Below are 16,797 nucleotides of genomic sequence, written 5' to 3'. Positions count from 1 at the left end.
AGTCTCAGCCAGGCAGCTGGTCACGTCCGCCCTCGGCAATGCGGGGCAGCGGCGCATGGTCCAGGTCCGGACGGCTCCAGGGGTCGATGTGGGTCATGAGGTTGAGCACGCGATGGCGCTGCAGCACACGGCGCCGGGCCTCTACGGCGATGTCGTGCCCTGCCTCTACGCTCAGACTGGCGCCGACTTCCAGATGCGCATCGACCAGCATCATGTCGCCCATCTTGCGCGTGCGCACGTCGTGTACGCCGCGCACGCCAGGCGTCTCGAGCAAGGTCTGGCGGATCGCCTGCACCTCCTGTTCGTCGGCGGCGCGATCCATCAGGTCGTGCAGCGCATCCCAGGCAAAATTCCAGCCCATGCGCGCCACCATCAGGCCCACGATCAGCGCCGCGATCGGATCGAGCAGCGGATAGCCTGCCAGATTGCCCGCAATGCCTATACCCACCACCAGCGAAGAAGCCGCATCCGAGCGCGCATGCCAGGCATTGGCCACCAGCATGCTCGACTTCACACGTTTGGCCACGGCAAGCATGTAGCGGAACAACAGCTCCTTGCCGAGCAAGGCAGCGCCCGCGACCCACAGCGCCGCCACATGCACCTGCGGCAACTCATGCGGATTTTCGAGCTTGGTCAGTGCCGCCCACAGCATCCCTAAACCCACGCCCAGCAGCAGCAGCCCCAGTGCCAGCGAGGCCGCCGTCTCGAAACGCTGGTGACCGTAGGGGTGGTCGGCATCGGCATCTTTTTGGGCGTGGTGGTTCGCCAGCAGCACCACGAAGTCGGCCACGAGGTCGGACAGCGAATGAATGCCATCCGCCACCAAACCCTGCGACTTCGACAAGATGCCCACGACGATCTGCACCGCCGTGAGCACCAGATTGACCGCCACGCTGACCCAGGTGCTGCGCGCCGCCGCCGCCGCGCGCTCCTCAGGCGTGTGCAGCGTGTCTTCGGAATCGTCTTCGGGGGTGATCAACATGAGAAGCAGGAGGTGGATGGCTGAACCCCGATTGTGCATGGCGCACGCGCTGCGATGGTGCCCACGGCATGTCCATAGACCAAGCACTTCATAACATAAATAAACCAGCACTACCCATCGTGCCGGTGCGTGTGGTGCAGGTCCGGCGCATGCGCATGGCGGTGCGCCATGGACGCATGCCGGTGCCAGTGGCTGTGACTGTCCTGCGGCATGGATTCGTGTGTGTGCGCGTGGTGGCCGTCGTCGTGCCGGTGCGCGTGCTCGTGCTCCAGCACTTCATGCACATGCCAATGCACATGGCGCTCGGTCAGGTGCAGCACCACACCCAAGCCCATCAGCAGACCACCCGGCACGGCCAGCGCACCCACAGCGCGCTCCCCCCAGGCCCAGGCCCACAGCGCGCCAATAAAGGGCGCAAAGGCAAACACCGAAGCGGTGCGCGCCGCACCGAAAGCACGCTGCGCCAGCAGGTAAAAGCGCAGACTCAGCCCGTAGCCCGACGCCCCCACAACCAGCAGCCCCAAGGCCACGCCTGGCGCGGGCCAGGGTTCATGCCAGGCCCAGGCCAGCGCGAACGAAGCCGTGGCCCCCAGGGCGGCCTTGCACCACACCACTTGTGCAGGGTCGCGCTGCGCCAGCGCACGCGACAAGCTGTTGTCCACCCCCCAGGCCACGGTCGCCAACAGCACGGCAAGCAAGCCCGCCACCTGCGTGTGTCCCTGCAGTCCCTGGTCGAGCACCAGCAGCGCACCCCCGGCCAGCAGCATGACCATGGCGACGCCGGCGCGGTGGCCCAAGCTCTCGCGGTACAACACCCAGGCCAGCAGCGCGGTGAACAAGGCCTCGAGCGTGAGCATCAAGGAGGCGCTGGTGCCGCTGGTGCGCTGCAAGCCCCAGGCAAGCGCCACCGGCCCCAGCACCGCCCCGAAACCGGCCATGGCCAGCAGACGGGGCAGGTCCGCACGGCGCAAGCGCGCCTCTTTTTCCACGGGCTGGCGTAACGCCAGGCCCAACAGGGCCGCACCGGCATACAGACAGGCCGCCGTGCCAAAAGCGCCCAGATCCTGCCCCAGGCGCTGCACCAGCGGCGTGCTCGCCCCAAACAATACCGCCGCGAGCAAGGCCAGCAGCGCGCCCTGCCATAGACCTTCGTTTTTCATACCGGCTCCGCCCTGCTCCCCATGGTCTTGCACAAGCTTTTACCCACGCCCGTCTGCCGCCGTCGCCGCCGGGCGCATGCGCACAAAAACCCCCATGGCCGCCAGCGACAGCAGCGCCGCGACGCCAAACGCCCAGCCCGGCGCAACTGCCCAGAGCGCCCCGGCCACAAGCGAGGCCGGCAGGTACAGCACACCCGTGACCGAGTTGTAGATGCCCATTGCCGTAGCGCGGCGCTCGGGCTCGAGGTCGGCGATGAAGGCCTTGCTCTGCGACTCTTCCACGGCGTAAAACAAACCGTACACGGCCATCGCTGCAGCCATCTCCCAGCGGCTGGCCACCACGATCATCCACAGGTTCACGAGGGCATACAGCGCATAGCCCAGCAGCACCACCCGGCTGCGTCCCACCAGGTCACCGAGCCGGCCCATGAACGGTGCGGCCAGCACGCAGGTGACGTTGAACAGTGCGTAAAGCAGCACCACGTCGCGCATGCCAAAACCCAGTGCGTGGGCCTTGAGCAAAAAGAAGCCCAGGCTGAAATACGCGAGCGCAAACACTCCCGCCGGCACCAGAAAGCGCTTGAAGCCGGGGCTCAGCTCGCGCCAGTTCTGGCGCAAACCCTCGCGCGCATGCGGCACGCCGCGCTGGTCGGGTACGCGCATGAGCACCAGCACGCTGAGCACCGCAGGAACGAAAGCCACCCAGAACAAAATGCGATAGGTGTCGGCCGATTCGCCGAGCCAGCTCAGCAGCGCGTAGGCCAGCAGCGGCCCTAGCACGGCACCAGCCTTGTCGAGCGCCTTGTGCACGCCAAAAGCGTAGCCGCGCTTGTCCGCCGCGGCGATCGAGGACAGCCAGGCATCGCGCGGTGGCCCGCGAAAGCCTTTGCCCAGACGTTCGATGACGCGAAACACCGCCAGCCCCGTGACGGACGAAGTCACGAGCAAAATCATCTTCGCGAGCGTGGAAAAGGCGTAGCCCGCCGTCGCAAACCACTTGCGCTGCCCGCTGCGGTCCGACAGCCAGCCCGAGAGGTAGTTGAGCGATGAGGCCGAAAAATCCGCGAGCCCCTCGATCAGCCCGAGCAGCGCGCTCGAGGCCCCGGCCACGGTGGTAAAAAACACCGCAAACACCGAAAAAATCATCTCCGAGCTCACGTCGGTGAGAAAGCTCACGAAGCCGAGCTTGAGCACATCGGGGTGCAGCCGCGCACGCAGCGCAGTCGGCTCAGAAGGGGGCTGGGGCGAAGGAGGAGCGGACATCGAATGCCCTCAAGGGAAATTGAAAAAGCGCCGCAGTCACGCACCGGCAGCAACGTACCGATAGCAAAAGACCGCGTAGGCATAACCCTACCGGCAGAATATAGCATGGGGGCCGGCGCGCCCGCGGTCACGATAATCCCTGTCATGCCAGAACGCACCATTCCCGTGCTCGATTGGCGCCGCAGAGCACGGCCTGCCACCATTCCACCCGTCCCCGCAGCACCGACGGGCGTGTTGCACGACGCCCTGGGCCGCCCACTGCGCGACCTGCGCATCAGCGTCACCGATCGCTGCAACTTCCGCTGCAGCTACTGCATGCCCAAGGAGGTGTTCGGCAAGGACTACCCTTACCTGCCACACAGCGCACTGCTGCGCTTCGAGGAGATCACGCGGCTGGCGCGCCTGTTCCTTGCGCACGGCGTGCGCAAGATCCGCCTCACGGGCGGCGAGCCGCTGCTGCGCAAGGACATCGAAGCGCTCATCGCCCAGCTCGCCGCGCTGCGCACCGTCGATGGCCGCACGCCCGAAGTCACCCTGACCACGAACGGCGCGCTGCTCGCGCGCAAGGCTCAGGCGCTGAAGGACGCGGGGCTCGACCGCCTCACCGTGAGTCTGGACGCGCTCGACGACGCCATATTCCGGCGCATGAACGATGTGGACTTTCCCGTAGCCGAAGTGCTTGCGGGGATTGCGGCTGCACAGCAAGCGGGTTTTACGCGCATCAAGGTGAACATGGTGGTCAAACGCGGCACCAATGACGCGCAAATCCTGCCCATGGCGCGCCACTTTCGCGGCAGCGGCGTGACGCTGCGCTTCATTGAATACATGGACGTGGGCAACAGCAACGGCTGGCGCATGGACGAGGTTCTGCCATCCGACGAAGTGCTCACGCGCCTGCGCGCCGAGCTGCCGCTGGTAGCGCTGCCGCCCAGCACCCCCGGCGAAACCGCCGAACGCTGGGGCTACGCCGATGCGCAAGGCCGCCACGACCCGGCGCTGGGCGAGATCGGCCTCATCAGCAGCGTCACGCGCGCTTTCTGCCGCGACTGCAACCGCGCGCGCCTTTCGACGGAAGGCCAGCTCTTTCTGTGCCTCTTTGCCCACGAAGGTTGGGACTTGCGCAGCCTGCTGCGCTCGGGCGCCGACGACGCCGCCCTCGCTGCGGCCATCGCTACCATCTGGCAAGGCCGCACCGAACGTTACTCCGAACTGCGCAGCACCTTGCCAGCTGCGCCAGCCCAGGGCGCACGGCGCGTCGAGATGAGCTATATCGGCGGCTGAGCCAGGATAGTGCGCTTTGAACGGTGTCCCCATCGCCCACGGAGTCGATAAAAGCGCACGCCATGAAAATTCGAACCCCGGATATCACCGGCCTGGTGCTCGCGGGCGGCCAGGGGGCACGCATGGGCGGTCTGGACAAAGGCTTACAGCCATTTCGCGGCACGCCGCTGGCGCGGCATGCGCTGCGGCGCCTGCAGCCGCAGGTAGGCACGTGCATGCTCAGCGCCAACCGCAACCTCGCGGCCTACGCCGCGTTCGGCGTGCCAGTCTGGCCTGATGCCCAGCCCAATGGTCAGATAGGCCAAACAGGCCAGCCCGATCATGCCGGCCCCCTTGCGGGATTCCTGAGCGGGCTTGCGCATTGCCGCACGCCCTGGCTGCTCACCGTGCCCTGCGACACGCCACTGTTTCCCATCGACCTCGCGGCACGCCTGGCCGCGGCAATCGAATGTTCGGGCGCCGACGTTGCCATGGCCGCTGCGCCCGAATTTCCGCCGAGCGACAGCCGCGTCGCGCCCCGATTGCGCGCCCAGCCCGTGTTCTGCATGCTGCCCACGCGCGTGCACGCCAGCCTGGAAGACTACGTGCGCCGCGGCGGCCGCAAGATCGCGGCCTGGGCCGAGCGCCAGCACTGCATCCTCGTGCCCTTCGACCAGCCCGGCGACGACCCGCGCGCATTTGCCAATGCCAACACCTTGGCCGAGCTGCACGCGCTCGAGCACGCACCATGACCCCGTCCATGCTGACCCTCGGAGGAAAATTCTCTGCCGCATGAATCAACCGCCCCCCATCGTTTCCAGCAAGAGGGCCAAGGTGTGCAGACCCCATGGATATGACCTGAATCAAGACAAACATTTGCCAACAGTTCACGATGCAAAAAAGAGGAGGAAATGAAATGCCTTACAGCGCCCGCCATTTGACCCATCCCCCGACGCGCGCAGAGGTCGATGCGTTGCCCGGCTCCGTGCTGCTCGAATTCGGCGCCCCCTGGTGCGGCCACTGCCAGGCGGCCCAGCCCCTGATCGAAGAAGTGTTACAGGAACACCCCGAAGTCGAGCACCTGAAAATCGAGGACGGACGCGGCCAGCCGCTGGGGCGCAGCTTCGGCGTCAAGCTCTGGCCCACACTGATTTATCTGCGTGCGGGGGCTGAACTGGCACGCGTCGTTCGCCCACACGATGCCCAGGCCCTGCGCACCGCTTTGCAAGGCTGAACGAAAACGACCCTCTGCATCGTGTCTATGCACCTCGAATACGAACCCCTGATCCGCGCGCTCGACGAGGCGCTCAATGCACACCTCGCCTGGGGACGAAAGGTTTTCCGCACCGCCCTGATGCACACCGCACCCGCGGCGGACGTGCTGGATCCGGCAGCGCACGAAATTTGCCAACTCGGACTATGGCTGCGCTCCCACTCAGGAATGCTTCAGGGCATCAACGCACACAAGGCGAAAGCACTGGAGGCCGCGCACCACCGCATGCACGATGCGATCCGTGCCGTCATGGAGCAGGCGCAGGCAGGGCAAACCGTGCCTGCCGCGCAGATGGATGCGTTCGAGCAGGCGCAAGACGAGTTGATGCACCTGCTGACCGCACTCAAGGCGCGGCTCATCACCGATGCGATCCGGCACGATCCGCTCACCGGGCTGCCGCTGCGCTATGGCCTGGAACACGATTTTTCCGACTTTCAGAAAGCCTGCCGGCGTAACCAGACATTTTTCTACCTGGCGATGGTGGACGCCGACCATTTCAAGGAGGTCAACGACCGCCTCGGGCACCAGGTGGGCGATCAGGCGCTGCGTCATTTGGCGCGTACGCTACGGAAAAACATGCGGGGGAATGAGCCGATCTACCGCTTTGGCGGCGAGGAGTTCGTCGTCCTGCTGCAGACGCACAGCACCGAAGATGCGCGCCGGGCTGCGCAACGGCTGGTCGATGCGGTGCGTGCTGCGCTGCTACCACTGGAACAGAAAGAGCCCCTGGGTCTGAGCGTCACAATCGGTCTGACCCAGGTGCAGGACGAGGACGACCTGAGTTCCGCGCTGCAGCGCGCCGACCAGGCCATGTACGCAGGCAAGCAGGCAGGACGCAACCGCTTCGTGCTGCGGAATGCTCCAGCGCAGCCCCCTCTGGCTGAACGAGCCGGCTAATTGCCCTCGCTGGCGCCGGGCATGGTGGCCGCACCCGACAGATTTTGCGGTGCGGCACACCCCACGATGCGGCAGGCCTTGCCACTGCGCCCGCGTGGCATGGCCTGGCCCAGTTCACCACGCACGCGCAGCCGCTCCACCCCTTGCATCTTTGCAAAGGCCTCGAGCGCGGCGCGGCAGCGCGCCAGTGCTGCCTGCCCGTCCGCACCCTGCAGCCCCAGGCGCAGCACCAGCGTGTGCGCGTCCTGCTGGCGCAAGTGAAAGTCGAACACGCCGGCCTCTTCTTCGAGCACGGTGGAAACCGCCATCGGCAGCAAAGTCACGGGTTGGCCGTCGCGCCCCGCCATGACCAGCGGATCGTCCTGGCGCCCCTGCACCGTGAGCGCGGGCAGCGGCGAGCCGCAGGCGCAGGGCCCAGCATGCAGCATGACCTGGTCACCGAGGTCGCAGCGAACCAGCGGTTGCACGTGGTTCGCAAGGTTGGTCAACAGCACGCTGCATGAGGGCTGACCCGCAGGCACGGGACGGAAATGCTCGTCCACCGGCTCCAGGATCACCCAGTCGGCATTCAGATGCAGTTGCCCGTGCGCGCATTCCCAGGCCATGGAGAGAAATTCCGAAGCGCCATAGCTGCAGCGCACCGCGCCGCCCAAGGCTTGGGCAATGTGCGCGCGCGCCGCTGCGCCCAGGGTTTCACCGCCGAGCCATATTTCCCGCGGCGCAATGCGCAAGCGACCCTGCTCGGCCTCGTCGGCCAGCACGCTCGCCACCGTAGGGTAGGTGGCGAGCACCGTGGGCGCGAAATCATTGAGCGCGCGCACCAGCTCAGCCAAGGGCTGCTGGATCGGAAAGCTGCGCATGGTGGCCGCGAGCCAGGGGTTGAGCGCGCACAGGCGCCGAAACGACACATAGCTCGCGAAATGCCCGCTCGTCGCGCCGATGAAGGCGCTGCGCTCGCTCAAGTACCAGGGGTCGAACCAGCGCCGCAGCGCCTGCGGGGGGGCGCGGCGCAGGGCTTCGAGCGCGTCGTACACCGCCATCGCCTGCGCGTCCTGCACGAAAATACCGGGCTCGCCGCTGGTGCCTGAACTCTCCCACACCAGGTAGCGCCCGAGCCAAGGCTCGGCAATGCGTTGCGGGTCCGCCGTGAACGCGCGCAGTGCCGCAAGCTCCAGTTGCGGATCGGTCACCCAGTCGGAAAAGCTCCCCATCAACTGCCCGCGCGAAACCATGGGCAGCGCAGACAAGGACGTAGCGGCCGTTGCACCCTGAGGCCAGTGCGCACGGTAAAGGCGCGAACCATGCAACGCGGCATCGAGCACACGCGCGAGCCGCAGACGCCGGCGCTCCTCTATGCCCTGCGCCGAGCCGCGCTGAGCGGCCAGCACATCAAGCGCCACCGCCGACAGGCTCAGCGGATCAAAGAGAGTGGGCATTGCGGCACCCCTGCGCACCCCTTTGAAGGAAAAGACAAAGGTGCGACGAAAACATGACGGTAAATCCGTCTGGCCTGCCCGGAGGGACTCGAACCCCCGACCTATAGCTTAGAAGGCTATTGCTCTATCCGGTTGAGCTACGGGCAGATGGACCGCATCGGGCGCGCAGGCCGTGCGCCAAGCGGTATGCAGCGATCATACCCGTGGCTGCGCTCGCCATGCTCCATCGATACGCCGTGGCCTTGGATGAAATTTTTCCCGGTCTATAGAATGATCTCGTCTGCACACAACACCGCAAAACCATCGCTGCAGACGGACCCTCGATCCACCGTTTCAAGGAGACAAACCCCATGAGCATCACCGCGCTCGAAATGAACCTGCTGCGCCGCCAGAACCTCGGCGATGGCCTGCGCCGCTCGGCCCTCGCGGCGCCGAACAAACCCGCCATCATCTACTACACCACCGATGGTGCAAGCCGCAGCGTCACCTACGCCGAGCTCAACAGCATGGCCAACGCCGTGGCGCACAATCTCACACAGCGCGGCGTCGCCAAGGGCGACAAAGTGGCCGCGCTTTCGCGCAACTGCATCGAATTCCTCGTGCTCGGCTATGCGCTGCACAAGATCGGTGCCTGGCTGGTACCGATCAATTTCATGTTGCAGCCGCCCGACGTGCAGCACCTGATCGACTTTTCTGAGGCCAAGTGGTTCTTCGTCGAAGATGCCTTGCTGGGCAATGTGTCCCCCGTGCTCGACAAGCTCAGCGGCGTGCAGCAGTTCGTGCAATTCGGCCCGAGCCCAAGCCGCCCGGCGGGCTGGATGGCCTTCGACGAATTGCTGCCAGGCCCCACGCACGAACCCGAGGTGCTCATCGAAAGCGACGACGTGGCCACGCTGCTGTTCACGAGCGGCACCGAATCCGCGCCCAAGGGCGTGCTCTCCAGCCATGCCAACTACTATGCCGCGCATATGGGCTGGTCGATGAACATTGGCTACTCCAAGGACGATCGCTTTCTGGTCAGCATTCCCTTGATCCACATGGCTGCGTACCTTTTTTGCACGCTGTGCCTGACCCACCAAATCACCATCGTGATGACGCAGTCGCCCCAGCCCGTGCAGATGATCGAGCTGATCGAGCGCCACCGCATTACAGCCACCGCGCTGCCTCCCACGCTGTATGTGGCGCTGATCGCCTGCCCCAACTTCAAGACCTGCGACCTCAGCAGCGCCAGCAAGTTTGTGAGCTGGGCTTCGACCATCCCCAAAGCCATGATCGATGGCTGGAAGCAGGTGGCGCCGAATCTGCGTTTTTACTCTGGCCAGGGCATGAGCGAAACCACCGCAGCACCACAGACGGTCGGCAGCATCGCCAGCTGGGACGAAATGCCCAACGGCGACGGCCGCTGGGTCGGCTGGCCCGCAGCCTATTGCGTGGAGCTGCGCCTGGTCGATGACGAGGACAAGGATGTGCCCATAGGCACAGCAGGCGAGCAGATCGTGCGCGGCCCGGCCGTGATGAAGGGCTACTACAAAAATGAAGAAACCAACCAGCGCGTGTTCCGCGGCGGCTGGTTCCACACCGGCGACGTCATGTTCCGCGATGCCGAGGGCAATTATTTCTTTGCCGACCGCAAGAAGGACATGATCAAGAGCGGCGGCGAAAACGTCTATTGCCAGGAGGTCGAAAGCGTGCTCGGCACGCACCCCGCCGTCATGCAGTGCGCCGTGTTCGGCCTGCCCGACGAGCGCTGGGGCGAGGCCGTCGCCGCAGCCGTGATTGCGCGCGCCGGCAGCACCGCCACCGAAGCCGAGCTGATCGAATATTGCCGCGAACGCCTGGCCGGCTTCAAGACGCCCAAGCGCATCTTCTTCCGCACCTCCATGCCCATCAGCGCCGCGAACAAGCTGCTCAAGCGCGAACTCAAGGCCGAATACGCACGTGAGCTGAAAGCCTGACCTGGCAATCACCATGAACCACCACGAATAAAGGGGACAAACCATGGCAAACGCCCTCGAAATGAACCTGCTGCGCCGCCAGAACCTCGGCGATGGCCTGCGCCGTGCGGCCCTCGCAACGCCGGACAAGCCCGCGATCATCTACTACGCCGTCGACGGCGCGAGCCGCACGGTCACCTACGCCGAGCTCAACCGCATGGCCAACGCCGTAGCGCACAACCTCACGCAGCGCGGCATCGCCAAGGGCGACAAGGTGGCCGCACTTTCGCGCAACTGCATCGAATTCCTCGTGCTTGGCTACGCGCTGCACAAGATCGGCGCCTGGCTGGTGCCGATCAACTTCATGCTGCAGCCGCCAGACGTGCAACACTTGATCGACTTTTCTGAGGCCAAGTGGTTCTTCGTCGAAAATGCCTTGCTGGGCAATGTGACGCCCGTCATGGGTGAACTGCGAGGCGTGCGGCAGTTCGTTCAATTGGGCTCCGGCGCAAACCGCCCTGCGGGCTGGATGGCCTTCGAAGAATTGCTGCCCGGCCCCACGCACGAGCCGGAAGTGCTCATCGAAAGCGACGACGTGGCCACGCTGCTCTTCACGAGCGGTACCGAATCCGCGCCCAAGGGCGTGCTCTCCACGCATGCCAATTACTGTGCGGCGCAGCTGAGCTGGTCGCTGAATATGGGTGTTGCGCAGGACGACGTCTTCGTGCTGAGCATCCCGCTGATCCACATGGCGGGCTACCTGCTGTCCACGCTGTGCCTGACGAACCACGCCACCATCGTGATGACGCAGTCGCCCCAGCCCGTGCAGATGATCGAGCTGATGGCGCGCCACCGTGCCACGGCCATTGCACTGCCGCCCACGCTCTACGTGGCCATGGTCGCCTGCCCCAACTTCAAGACCTGCGACCTCAGCAGTGCCACCAAGCTGATGACCTGGGCCTCCACTATCCCGCGCGCCATGGTCGACGGCTGGAAAGAAGTGGCACCGAACGCACGCTTCTACTCGGGCCAGGGCATGAGCGAAACCACCGCCGCCGTGCTGACCGGCGGCTTCGTCTCGAGCTGGGCCGAAATGCCCAACGGGGACGGCCGCTGGGTCGGCACCGCCATCGCCTACGGTGCCGACGTGCGCCTGGTCGATGACGAGGACAAGGATGTTCCCGTCGGGATGGCCGGCGAGCAAATCATCCGCGGCCCCGTGGTCATGAAAGGCTATTACAAAAACGAGGAGACCAACCAGCGCGTGTTCCGCGGCGGCTGGTTCCACACCGGCGATGTCATGTTCCGCGACGCCGAGGGCAATTACTTCTTTGCCGACCGCAAGAAGGACATGATCAAGAGCGGCGGCGAGAACGTCTATTGCCAGGAGGTCGAAAGCGTGCTCGGCACGCACCCCGCCGTCATGCAGTGCGCCGTGTTCGGCCTGCCCGACGAGCGCTGGGGCGAGGCCGTTGCTGCGGCCGTGATTGCGCGCGCGGGCAGCACTGCCACCGAAGCCGAGCTGATCGAATATTGCCGCGAACGCCTGGCCGGCTTCAAGACGCCCAAGCGCATCTTCTTCCGTACCTCCATGCCCATCAGCGCAGCGAACAAGCTGCTCAAGCGCGAGCTCAAGGCTGAGTACGCAAAGGCTTTAGCATAAGTTGAATTGGCCTGCGCCGGTCTCGCTGTCATGGGCGGGGCCGGCGTTTTTGCGCCGCCTTGCGCGCCGCGCGCTGCGCATCTTCGAGCACGGCAGCGGCCTGCCAGGCGGTAAATTCTTCGGGCGTCTCGAGCGTGATGCGGCCCAGCACGCCGCTGCGAAAGTCGTTGAGCACGATCTCGGCGGCCTTTTGCCGACTCACGCGCCCGCCCGCCATCACGGCGCCGCGCTTGCGGCCTATGGCTTCGAGCAGTTCTTCGTCGGGCAGCACCGCGAGCGCCGCCGGCGTGAGCCCGAGCCGGTAGCGCGCTTCGAGCAGTGGGGCGTAGTGCTGCTGCAGACGGCGCAGCAGCTCCAGCGCCACCAGTTCCTCGTCGTAGGCGTTGCGGCCCACGGCGCCGCTTGCGGCCAGATGAAAGCCACTTTGCGGCACGGCGATGCGCGGCCAGAGCATTCCCGGGGTGTCCCACAGATAAAAGTCGTCGGCCAGCGTGATGCGCTGCTCCTGCTTCGTGATGCCGGCCTCGTCGCCCGTCTTTGCCTGGCGTTTGGCTTTCAAGGTATTGATCAGGGTGGACTTACCCACGTTGGGCACACCGCATACCAGCACGCGCAGGGGCTTGGCCAAGCCGCCGCGCTGCGGCGCAAGCGCGCGGCAGCCTTCGATCAGGCGCCTTGCCGGCGCCGCGTCCGAGGCGTCAAGCGCGAGCGCGCGTGTGCCGGGTTGGGCACCGTACCACCCGAGCCACTGCTGCGTGCGTTCAGGGTCGGCGAGGTCCTGCTTGTTGAGCACCTTGAGCGTCGGCCTGTGGCCCGTGAGCTCGGCGAGCAAAGGGTTCGCGCTCGAACCCGGCAGGCGCGCGTCGAGCAGCTCGATCACCACGTCGATGTCCGCAATGCGCGCAGCGATCGCCTTTTGCGTGCTGCGCATGTGGCCGGGGAACCATTGGATCGCCATGCAAAAAGAGTCTTTCGTGTAAAAACCTGGAGGTTGAGAAGCTGCCATGCTCGAGGCATGCGAGCCGCGGTCGTGAGCCAGCTACGCGCTCGTGTGGCTTGCACGAATTTTGCATGTCTTTGCGCGGTGGCGCGCAGGCGATTTTCGCCCAGCATTGCATTGCGCCCGCACAACCAGGATTTAGACGACGAGGCCATCATGCCCCCCGCATTCCTGCCCACCTCCGCTGCCGATCGCTTGCGCGACGCGATCGCCGCAGCCACACGCACGCCAGAGCCCGACTGCGTGCCGGCGCGCATCGCAGAAAGCGCCTGGCCGCCCGGTCTTTTGCCGCACATCGAGCATTTCGCCGCCGAACTCGCGCAGGCGCTGCGCGACAAGCAGCGCAAGGAGGGTGGCGTGGCCGCGCTGATGGCCGAATTCAGCCTTTCGAGCCGCGAAGGCGTGGCGCTCATGTGCCTGGCCGAGGCACTGCTGCGCATCCCCGACGTCGCCACGCGCGACGCCCTCATCCGCGACAAGCTCGCGCATGGCCAGTGGCGCGAGCACCTGGGCCACAGCCGTTCGCTCTTCGTCAATGCCGCCGCCTGGGGCCTGCTCGTCACCGGCAAGCTCGCCGCGCTCGTCGAGGAAAGGACGCTGTCCTCCGCCCTCACGCGCATGCTCGCGCACGGCGGCGAGCCGCTGGTGCGCAAGGGGCTGGACCTGGCCATGCGCCTGCTGGGCGAGACCTTCGTCACCGGCCGCACGATCGAAGAAGCACTCGCGCGCGTGCAGCCGCTCGAAAAGCAAGGCTTTCGCTACTCCTTCGACATGCTGGGCGAAGCGGCGATGACGGCCGAAGACGCGGCGCGTTACCTGGCCGATTACGAGCACGCCATCCACGCCATCGGCCGGCGCGACGCCGGGCGTGGCGTGGTGGGCGGCAACGGCATCTCGGTGAAACTGAGCGCCCTGCATCCGCGCTACCACTGGTCTCAGCCAGAGCGCGTGCGCGCCGAGCTGCTGCCGCGCCTGCTGCGACTGTGCCGGCTCGCCAAGCGCTACGACATCGGCCTCAACATCGACGCCGAGGAAGCCGACCGGCTCGAGCTCTCGCTCGACCTGCTCGACGCGGCGCTCGCCGACCCTGAACTCGCCGGATGGGACGGGCTCGGCTTCGTCGTGCAGGCTTACCAAAAGCGCGCCCCCTTCGTGATCGACTGGCTCGTGGCGCAGGCGCGGGCCCGGGGGCGGCGCCTGATGGTGCGCCTCGTCAAGGGCGCCTACTGGGACAGCGAGATCAAGCGCGCCCAAATCGACGGGCTCCCCGGCTACCCCGTCTATACGCGCAAGGTCTATACCGACGTCTCCTACCTCGCCTGCGCGAGAAGGCTGCTGGCCGCGCGCGACGTGGTCTACCCCCAATTCGCCACGCACAACGCGCACACGCTCGCGGCGATCTTTCATCTGGCTGGCGAGCGCTGGCAGCCCGGCGATTACGAATTCCAATGCCTGCACGGCATGGGCGAGCCGCTCTACGCATCGCTCGTCGGACACCCCGAACGCCACCGCCAGGTGCGCATCTACGCCCCGGTGGGCAGCCACGAGGCGCTGCTACCCTACCTCGTGCGGCGCCTGCTGGAAAACGGCGCCAACACCAGTTTCGTGAACCGCATCGCCGCCGACATGCCACTCGAAGCGCTGCTTGCCGACCCGGTGGCACGCGCCCGGACGCTCGGTGGCGCGCCGCACCCCAACATCCTCGTGCCGCCCGAGCTCTTTGCGCCGCAGCGGCGCAATGCGCTGGGGCTGGACCTCGCCGATCGTCCCACCCAGCGCCGGCTCGCGGCCCGCATCGCCGCCGAGGACACGATCCAGCGCACGGCCGCCCCGCTCGTGGGGGGAACGGCGCGAGAAGGAACCCTCGAGCTGCCCTGCCGCAACCCGGCCGACAGGTCCGACCTGCTCGGCGAGGCGATCGAAGCCGACGAACCGGCGATCGCGCAAGCGCTGGAGATCGCCGCCCGTGCGCGCTGGGGCGAAACCCCGCTGCCAGAGCGTGCGCAACGGCTCGAAGCGGCGGCCGATACGCTCGAAGCCCACACTGACACCCTGTTGGCACTCATCGTGCGCGAGGCCGGCAAGACGTGGGCCGACGCGGTGGGCGAGATCCGCGAGGCGGTCGATTTCTGCCGCTATTACGCCGCCGAGATGCGCCGCCTCGCCGCCGAAGACCCGAACCTACGGCCGCTGGGGCCGGTGGTGTGCATCAGCCCGTGGAACTTCCCCTTGTCGATTTTCGTCGGCCAGATCGCGGCGGCGCTCGCGGCGGGCAACGCCGTGCTCGCCAAACCGGCCGAACAGACCCCACTCACTGCCTTCGAGGCCGTGCGCCTGCTGCACGCATCGGGTATCCCGAGTGAAGCGCTGCAACTACTGCCGGGAGGCGGCGAGACGGTGGGCGCGCGCCTCGTGGCCGACGCGCGCATCCGCGGCGTGATGCTCACCGGTTCCACCGCCGTGGCGCGTGCCATCCAGCGCACGCTCGCCGCACGCGAGGAAAAAGTGCCGCTGATCGCCGAGACCGGCGGGCTCAACGCCATGATCGTCGATTCGAGCGCGCTCACCGAGCAGGTGGTGGCCGATGCGCTCACCGCGGCCTTCAACTCGGCCGGACAGCGCTGCTCGGCGCTGCGCGTGCTGTGCCTGCAGGAAGAAATCGCCGACAAAACCCTGGGCATGTTGCTCGGGGCGCTGCGCGAGCTATGCCTGGGCGACCCGCGCGAACTGCGCACCGACGTCGGCCCGGTGATCGATGCCGAGGCCAAAGCTGCGCTCGAAGCGCACGTCGCACGCATGGCCCGCGCCGGCTCCCGCGTGCACAGGCTGGTGCCGCCGCCCGCCTGCGCCGCCGGCACCTTCGTCGCCCCCACAGTTATCGAAATTAATAGCATCGAGTCCATAGGCGGAGAGCACTTCGGCCCCATCCTGCACGTAAAGCGCTTTCGCACCGAGGCCCTAGCGGCGCTGATTGAAGAGATCAACGCCACCGGCTTTGGCCTCACCCTGGGCGTGCACAGCCGCATAGCCGCCACCGTGGAATACGTCACGCAGCACGCCCAGGTCGGCAACCTTTACGTCAACCGCAACATCATCGGCGCAGTGGTGGGCGTGCAGCCTTTCGGCGGCGAGGGGCTCTCGGGCACCGGCCCCAAGGCGGGCGGGCCGCTGCACCTGCTGCGGCTGCTCGCATGCGCCCCTGAGCCGCGTTTTGCCCAGGCCCGTCTCGTGGGGGAGCCGATAGATGCGGCGCCGCTGCGCGACTGGCTCGAAGCTCAGGGCGAGGCACTTTTCGGCACCGAGGCGAAGCAGCGGCTGCTTGCCGCGCTCGATGCCTGGCGCGAGCGCTCGCTCGCCGGCAAGGAGCTCACGCTGCCCGGTCCCACGGGCGAAGACAACCGGCTGCGCTTCCTGCCGCGCCGTTTGCTCGGCGGTATCGCAGCGACGCCCGCGGGCTACGCCGCGCAGTTCATAGCCGCCGTCGCAAACGGCGCGCCGCTCGTCTGGCCGGCCGAGGCGCAGACAGAAAGGCTCTGGCGCACCCTGCCCGCAGCGCTGCAGGCGTGCTGCCGCCTGCGCGAAGACCTGCTCGTCGAACCCATAGACCTGCTGCTCTTCGAGGGCGAGGCCGCGCTCGGCATGGCGTGGCGCGAGCGGCTCGCCGCACGCCCCGGCGCCATCGTGCCGCTGCTCACCCCGCCCTACCGCCCCGAGCGGCTGGTGCGCGAGCGCAGCATCAGCGTCAACACCGCCGCGGTGGGCGGCAACGCGAGCCTGATGATGCTGGAGGATTGACAGGCATAGTCTTTTCCAAATCAGGTATGAGCCTGAAGCCCCCGCAAAAAGCAGCGAGGCGCAACGAGTCGAATCGTTGTAGACGTCGGCAGTGTATTGGAGATTTTTCTCACCATCGTGGAGGGCTGTGGGCA

Annotated in this window: 11 protein-coding genes, 1 tRNA gene and 1 pseudogene; 7 read left to right on the top strand and 6 right to left on the bottom strand. The window is 66.4% G+C overall.

Features of this window, described 5'->3' with window-relative positions:
- Positions 1–4 precede the first annotated feature (4 nt).
- From FK527_RS10015 to FK527_RS10005, 3 genes are all read right to left on the bottom strand, one after another.
- A complete protein-coding gene (locus FK527_RS10015) occupies positions 5–982 on the bottom strand; it encodes a cation diffusion facilitator family transporter (protein ID WP_144733006.1) in 978 nt (325 codons plus the stop codon).
- Between the two features lie 110 nt (positions 983–1,092).
- Complete coding sequence (locus FK527_RS10010; RefSeq protein ID WP_144733003.1) at positions 1,093–2,142, bottom strand: DMT family transporter; 1,050 nt, start codon at positions 2,140–2,142, stop codon at positions 1,093–1,095.
- Positions 2,143–2,181: 39 nt separating this feature from the next.
- Complete coding sequence (locus FK527_RS10005; protein ID WP_144733000.1) at positions 2,182–3,405, bottom strand: MFS transporter; 1,224 nt, start codon at positions 3,403–3,405, stop codon at positions 2,182–2,184.
- 144 nt (positions 3,406–3,549) lie between these two features.
- Between FK527_RS10005 and moaA the strand changes: the two genes are divergently transcribed.
- The 4 genes from moaA to FK527_RS09985 all read left to right on the top strand — a co-directional run bounded on the left by moaA (position 3,550) and on the right by FK527_RS09985 (position 6,835).
- Positions 3,550–4,686 carry a GTP 3',8-cyclase MoaA gene (moaA, locus tag FK527_RS10000; protein WP_144732997.1) on the top strand — a complete coding sequence of 379 codons (1,137 nt, stop codon included), beginning with the start codon at positions 3,550–3,552 and terminating at the stop codon, positions 4,684–4,686.
- Between the two features lie 62 nt (positions 4,687–4,748).
- Positions 4,749–5,417: a molybdenum cofactor guanylyltransferase MobA gene (gene mobA / locus FK527_RS09995; RefSeq protein WP_144732995.1), complete on the top strand. Its 669-nt coding sequence runs from the start codon at positions 4,749–4,751 to the stop codon at positions 5,415–5,417.
- A gap of 164 nt (positions 5,418–5,581) precedes the next feature.
- Complete coding sequence (locus FK527_RS09990; protein WP_144732992.1) at positions 5,582–5,899, top strand: thioredoxin family protein; 318 nt, start codon at positions 5,582–5,584, stop codon at positions 5,897–5,899.
- 27 nt (positions 5,900–5,926) lie between these two features.
- Positions 5,927–6,835 (top strand): diguanylate cyclase, encoded by a 909-nt coding sequence (locus tag FK527_RS09985; protein WP_144732989.1) that lies wholly within the window; start codon positions 5,927–5,929, stop codon positions 6,833–6,835.
- Here the strand turns inward: FK527_RS09985 and FK527_RS09980 are convergent.
- Positions 6,832–8,271 carry a phenylacetate--CoA ligase family protein gene (locus FK527_RS09980; protein WP_144732987.1) on the bottom strand — a complete coding sequence of 480 codons (1,440 nt, stop codon included), beginning with the start codon at positions 8,269–8,271 and terminating at the stop codon, positions 6,832–6,834. The two genes, FK527_RS09985 and FK527_RS09980, sit on opposite strands and share 4 nt — an antisense overlap.
- A gap of 70 nt (positions 8,272–8,341) precedes the next feature.
- Positions 8,342–8,418: transfer RNA gene (locus FK527_RS09975), tRNA-Arg, on the bottom strand.
- Positions 8,419–8,621: 203 nt separating this feature from the next.
- Here FK527_RS09975 and FK527_RS09970 point away from each other — a divergent pair.
- Positions 8,622–10,226 carry an AMP-binding protein gene (locus tag FK527_RS09970; RefSeq protein WP_144732984.1) on the top strand — a complete coding sequence of 535 codons (1,605 nt, stop codon included), beginning with the start codon at positions 8,622–8,624 and terminating at the stop codon, positions 10,224–10,226.
- A 43-nt stretch (positions 10,227–10,269) separates the two neighbouring features.
- On the top strand, positions 10,270–11,868 hold the full coding sequence (locus FK527_RS09965) for an AMP-binding protein (protein ID WP_144732981.1): 1,599 nt from the start codon (positions 10,270–10,272) through the stop codon (positions 11,866–11,868).
- A 28-nt stretch (positions 11,869–11,896) separates the two neighbouring features.
- Here FK527_RS09965 and ylqF read toward each other — a convergent pair whose 3' ends face one another.
- Complete coding sequence (gene ylqF, locus FK527_RS09960; protein WP_144732978.1) at positions 11,897–12,826, bottom strand: ribosome biogenesis GTPase YlqF; 930 nt, start codon at positions 12,824–12,826, stop codon at positions 11,897–11,899.
- Between the two features lie 237 nt (positions 12,827–13,063).
- Here ylqF and putA point away from each other — a divergent pair.
- Positions 13,064–16,663: pseudogene (putA, locus tag FK527_RS09955) on the top strand (bifunctional proline dehydrogenase/L-glutamate gamma-semialdehyde dehydrogenase PutA); the annotation flags it as partial.
- Positions 16,664–16,797 lie beyond the last annotated feature (134 nt).

The organism is Extensimonas perlucida, assembly GCF_007655255.1.
Taxonomy (GTDB): domain Bacteria; phylum Pseudomonadota; class Gammaproteobacteria; order Burkholderiales; family Burkholderiaceae_C; genus Extensimonas; species Extensimonas perlucida.
This window is presented reverse-complemented; position numbering and strand designations above follow the sequence as displayed.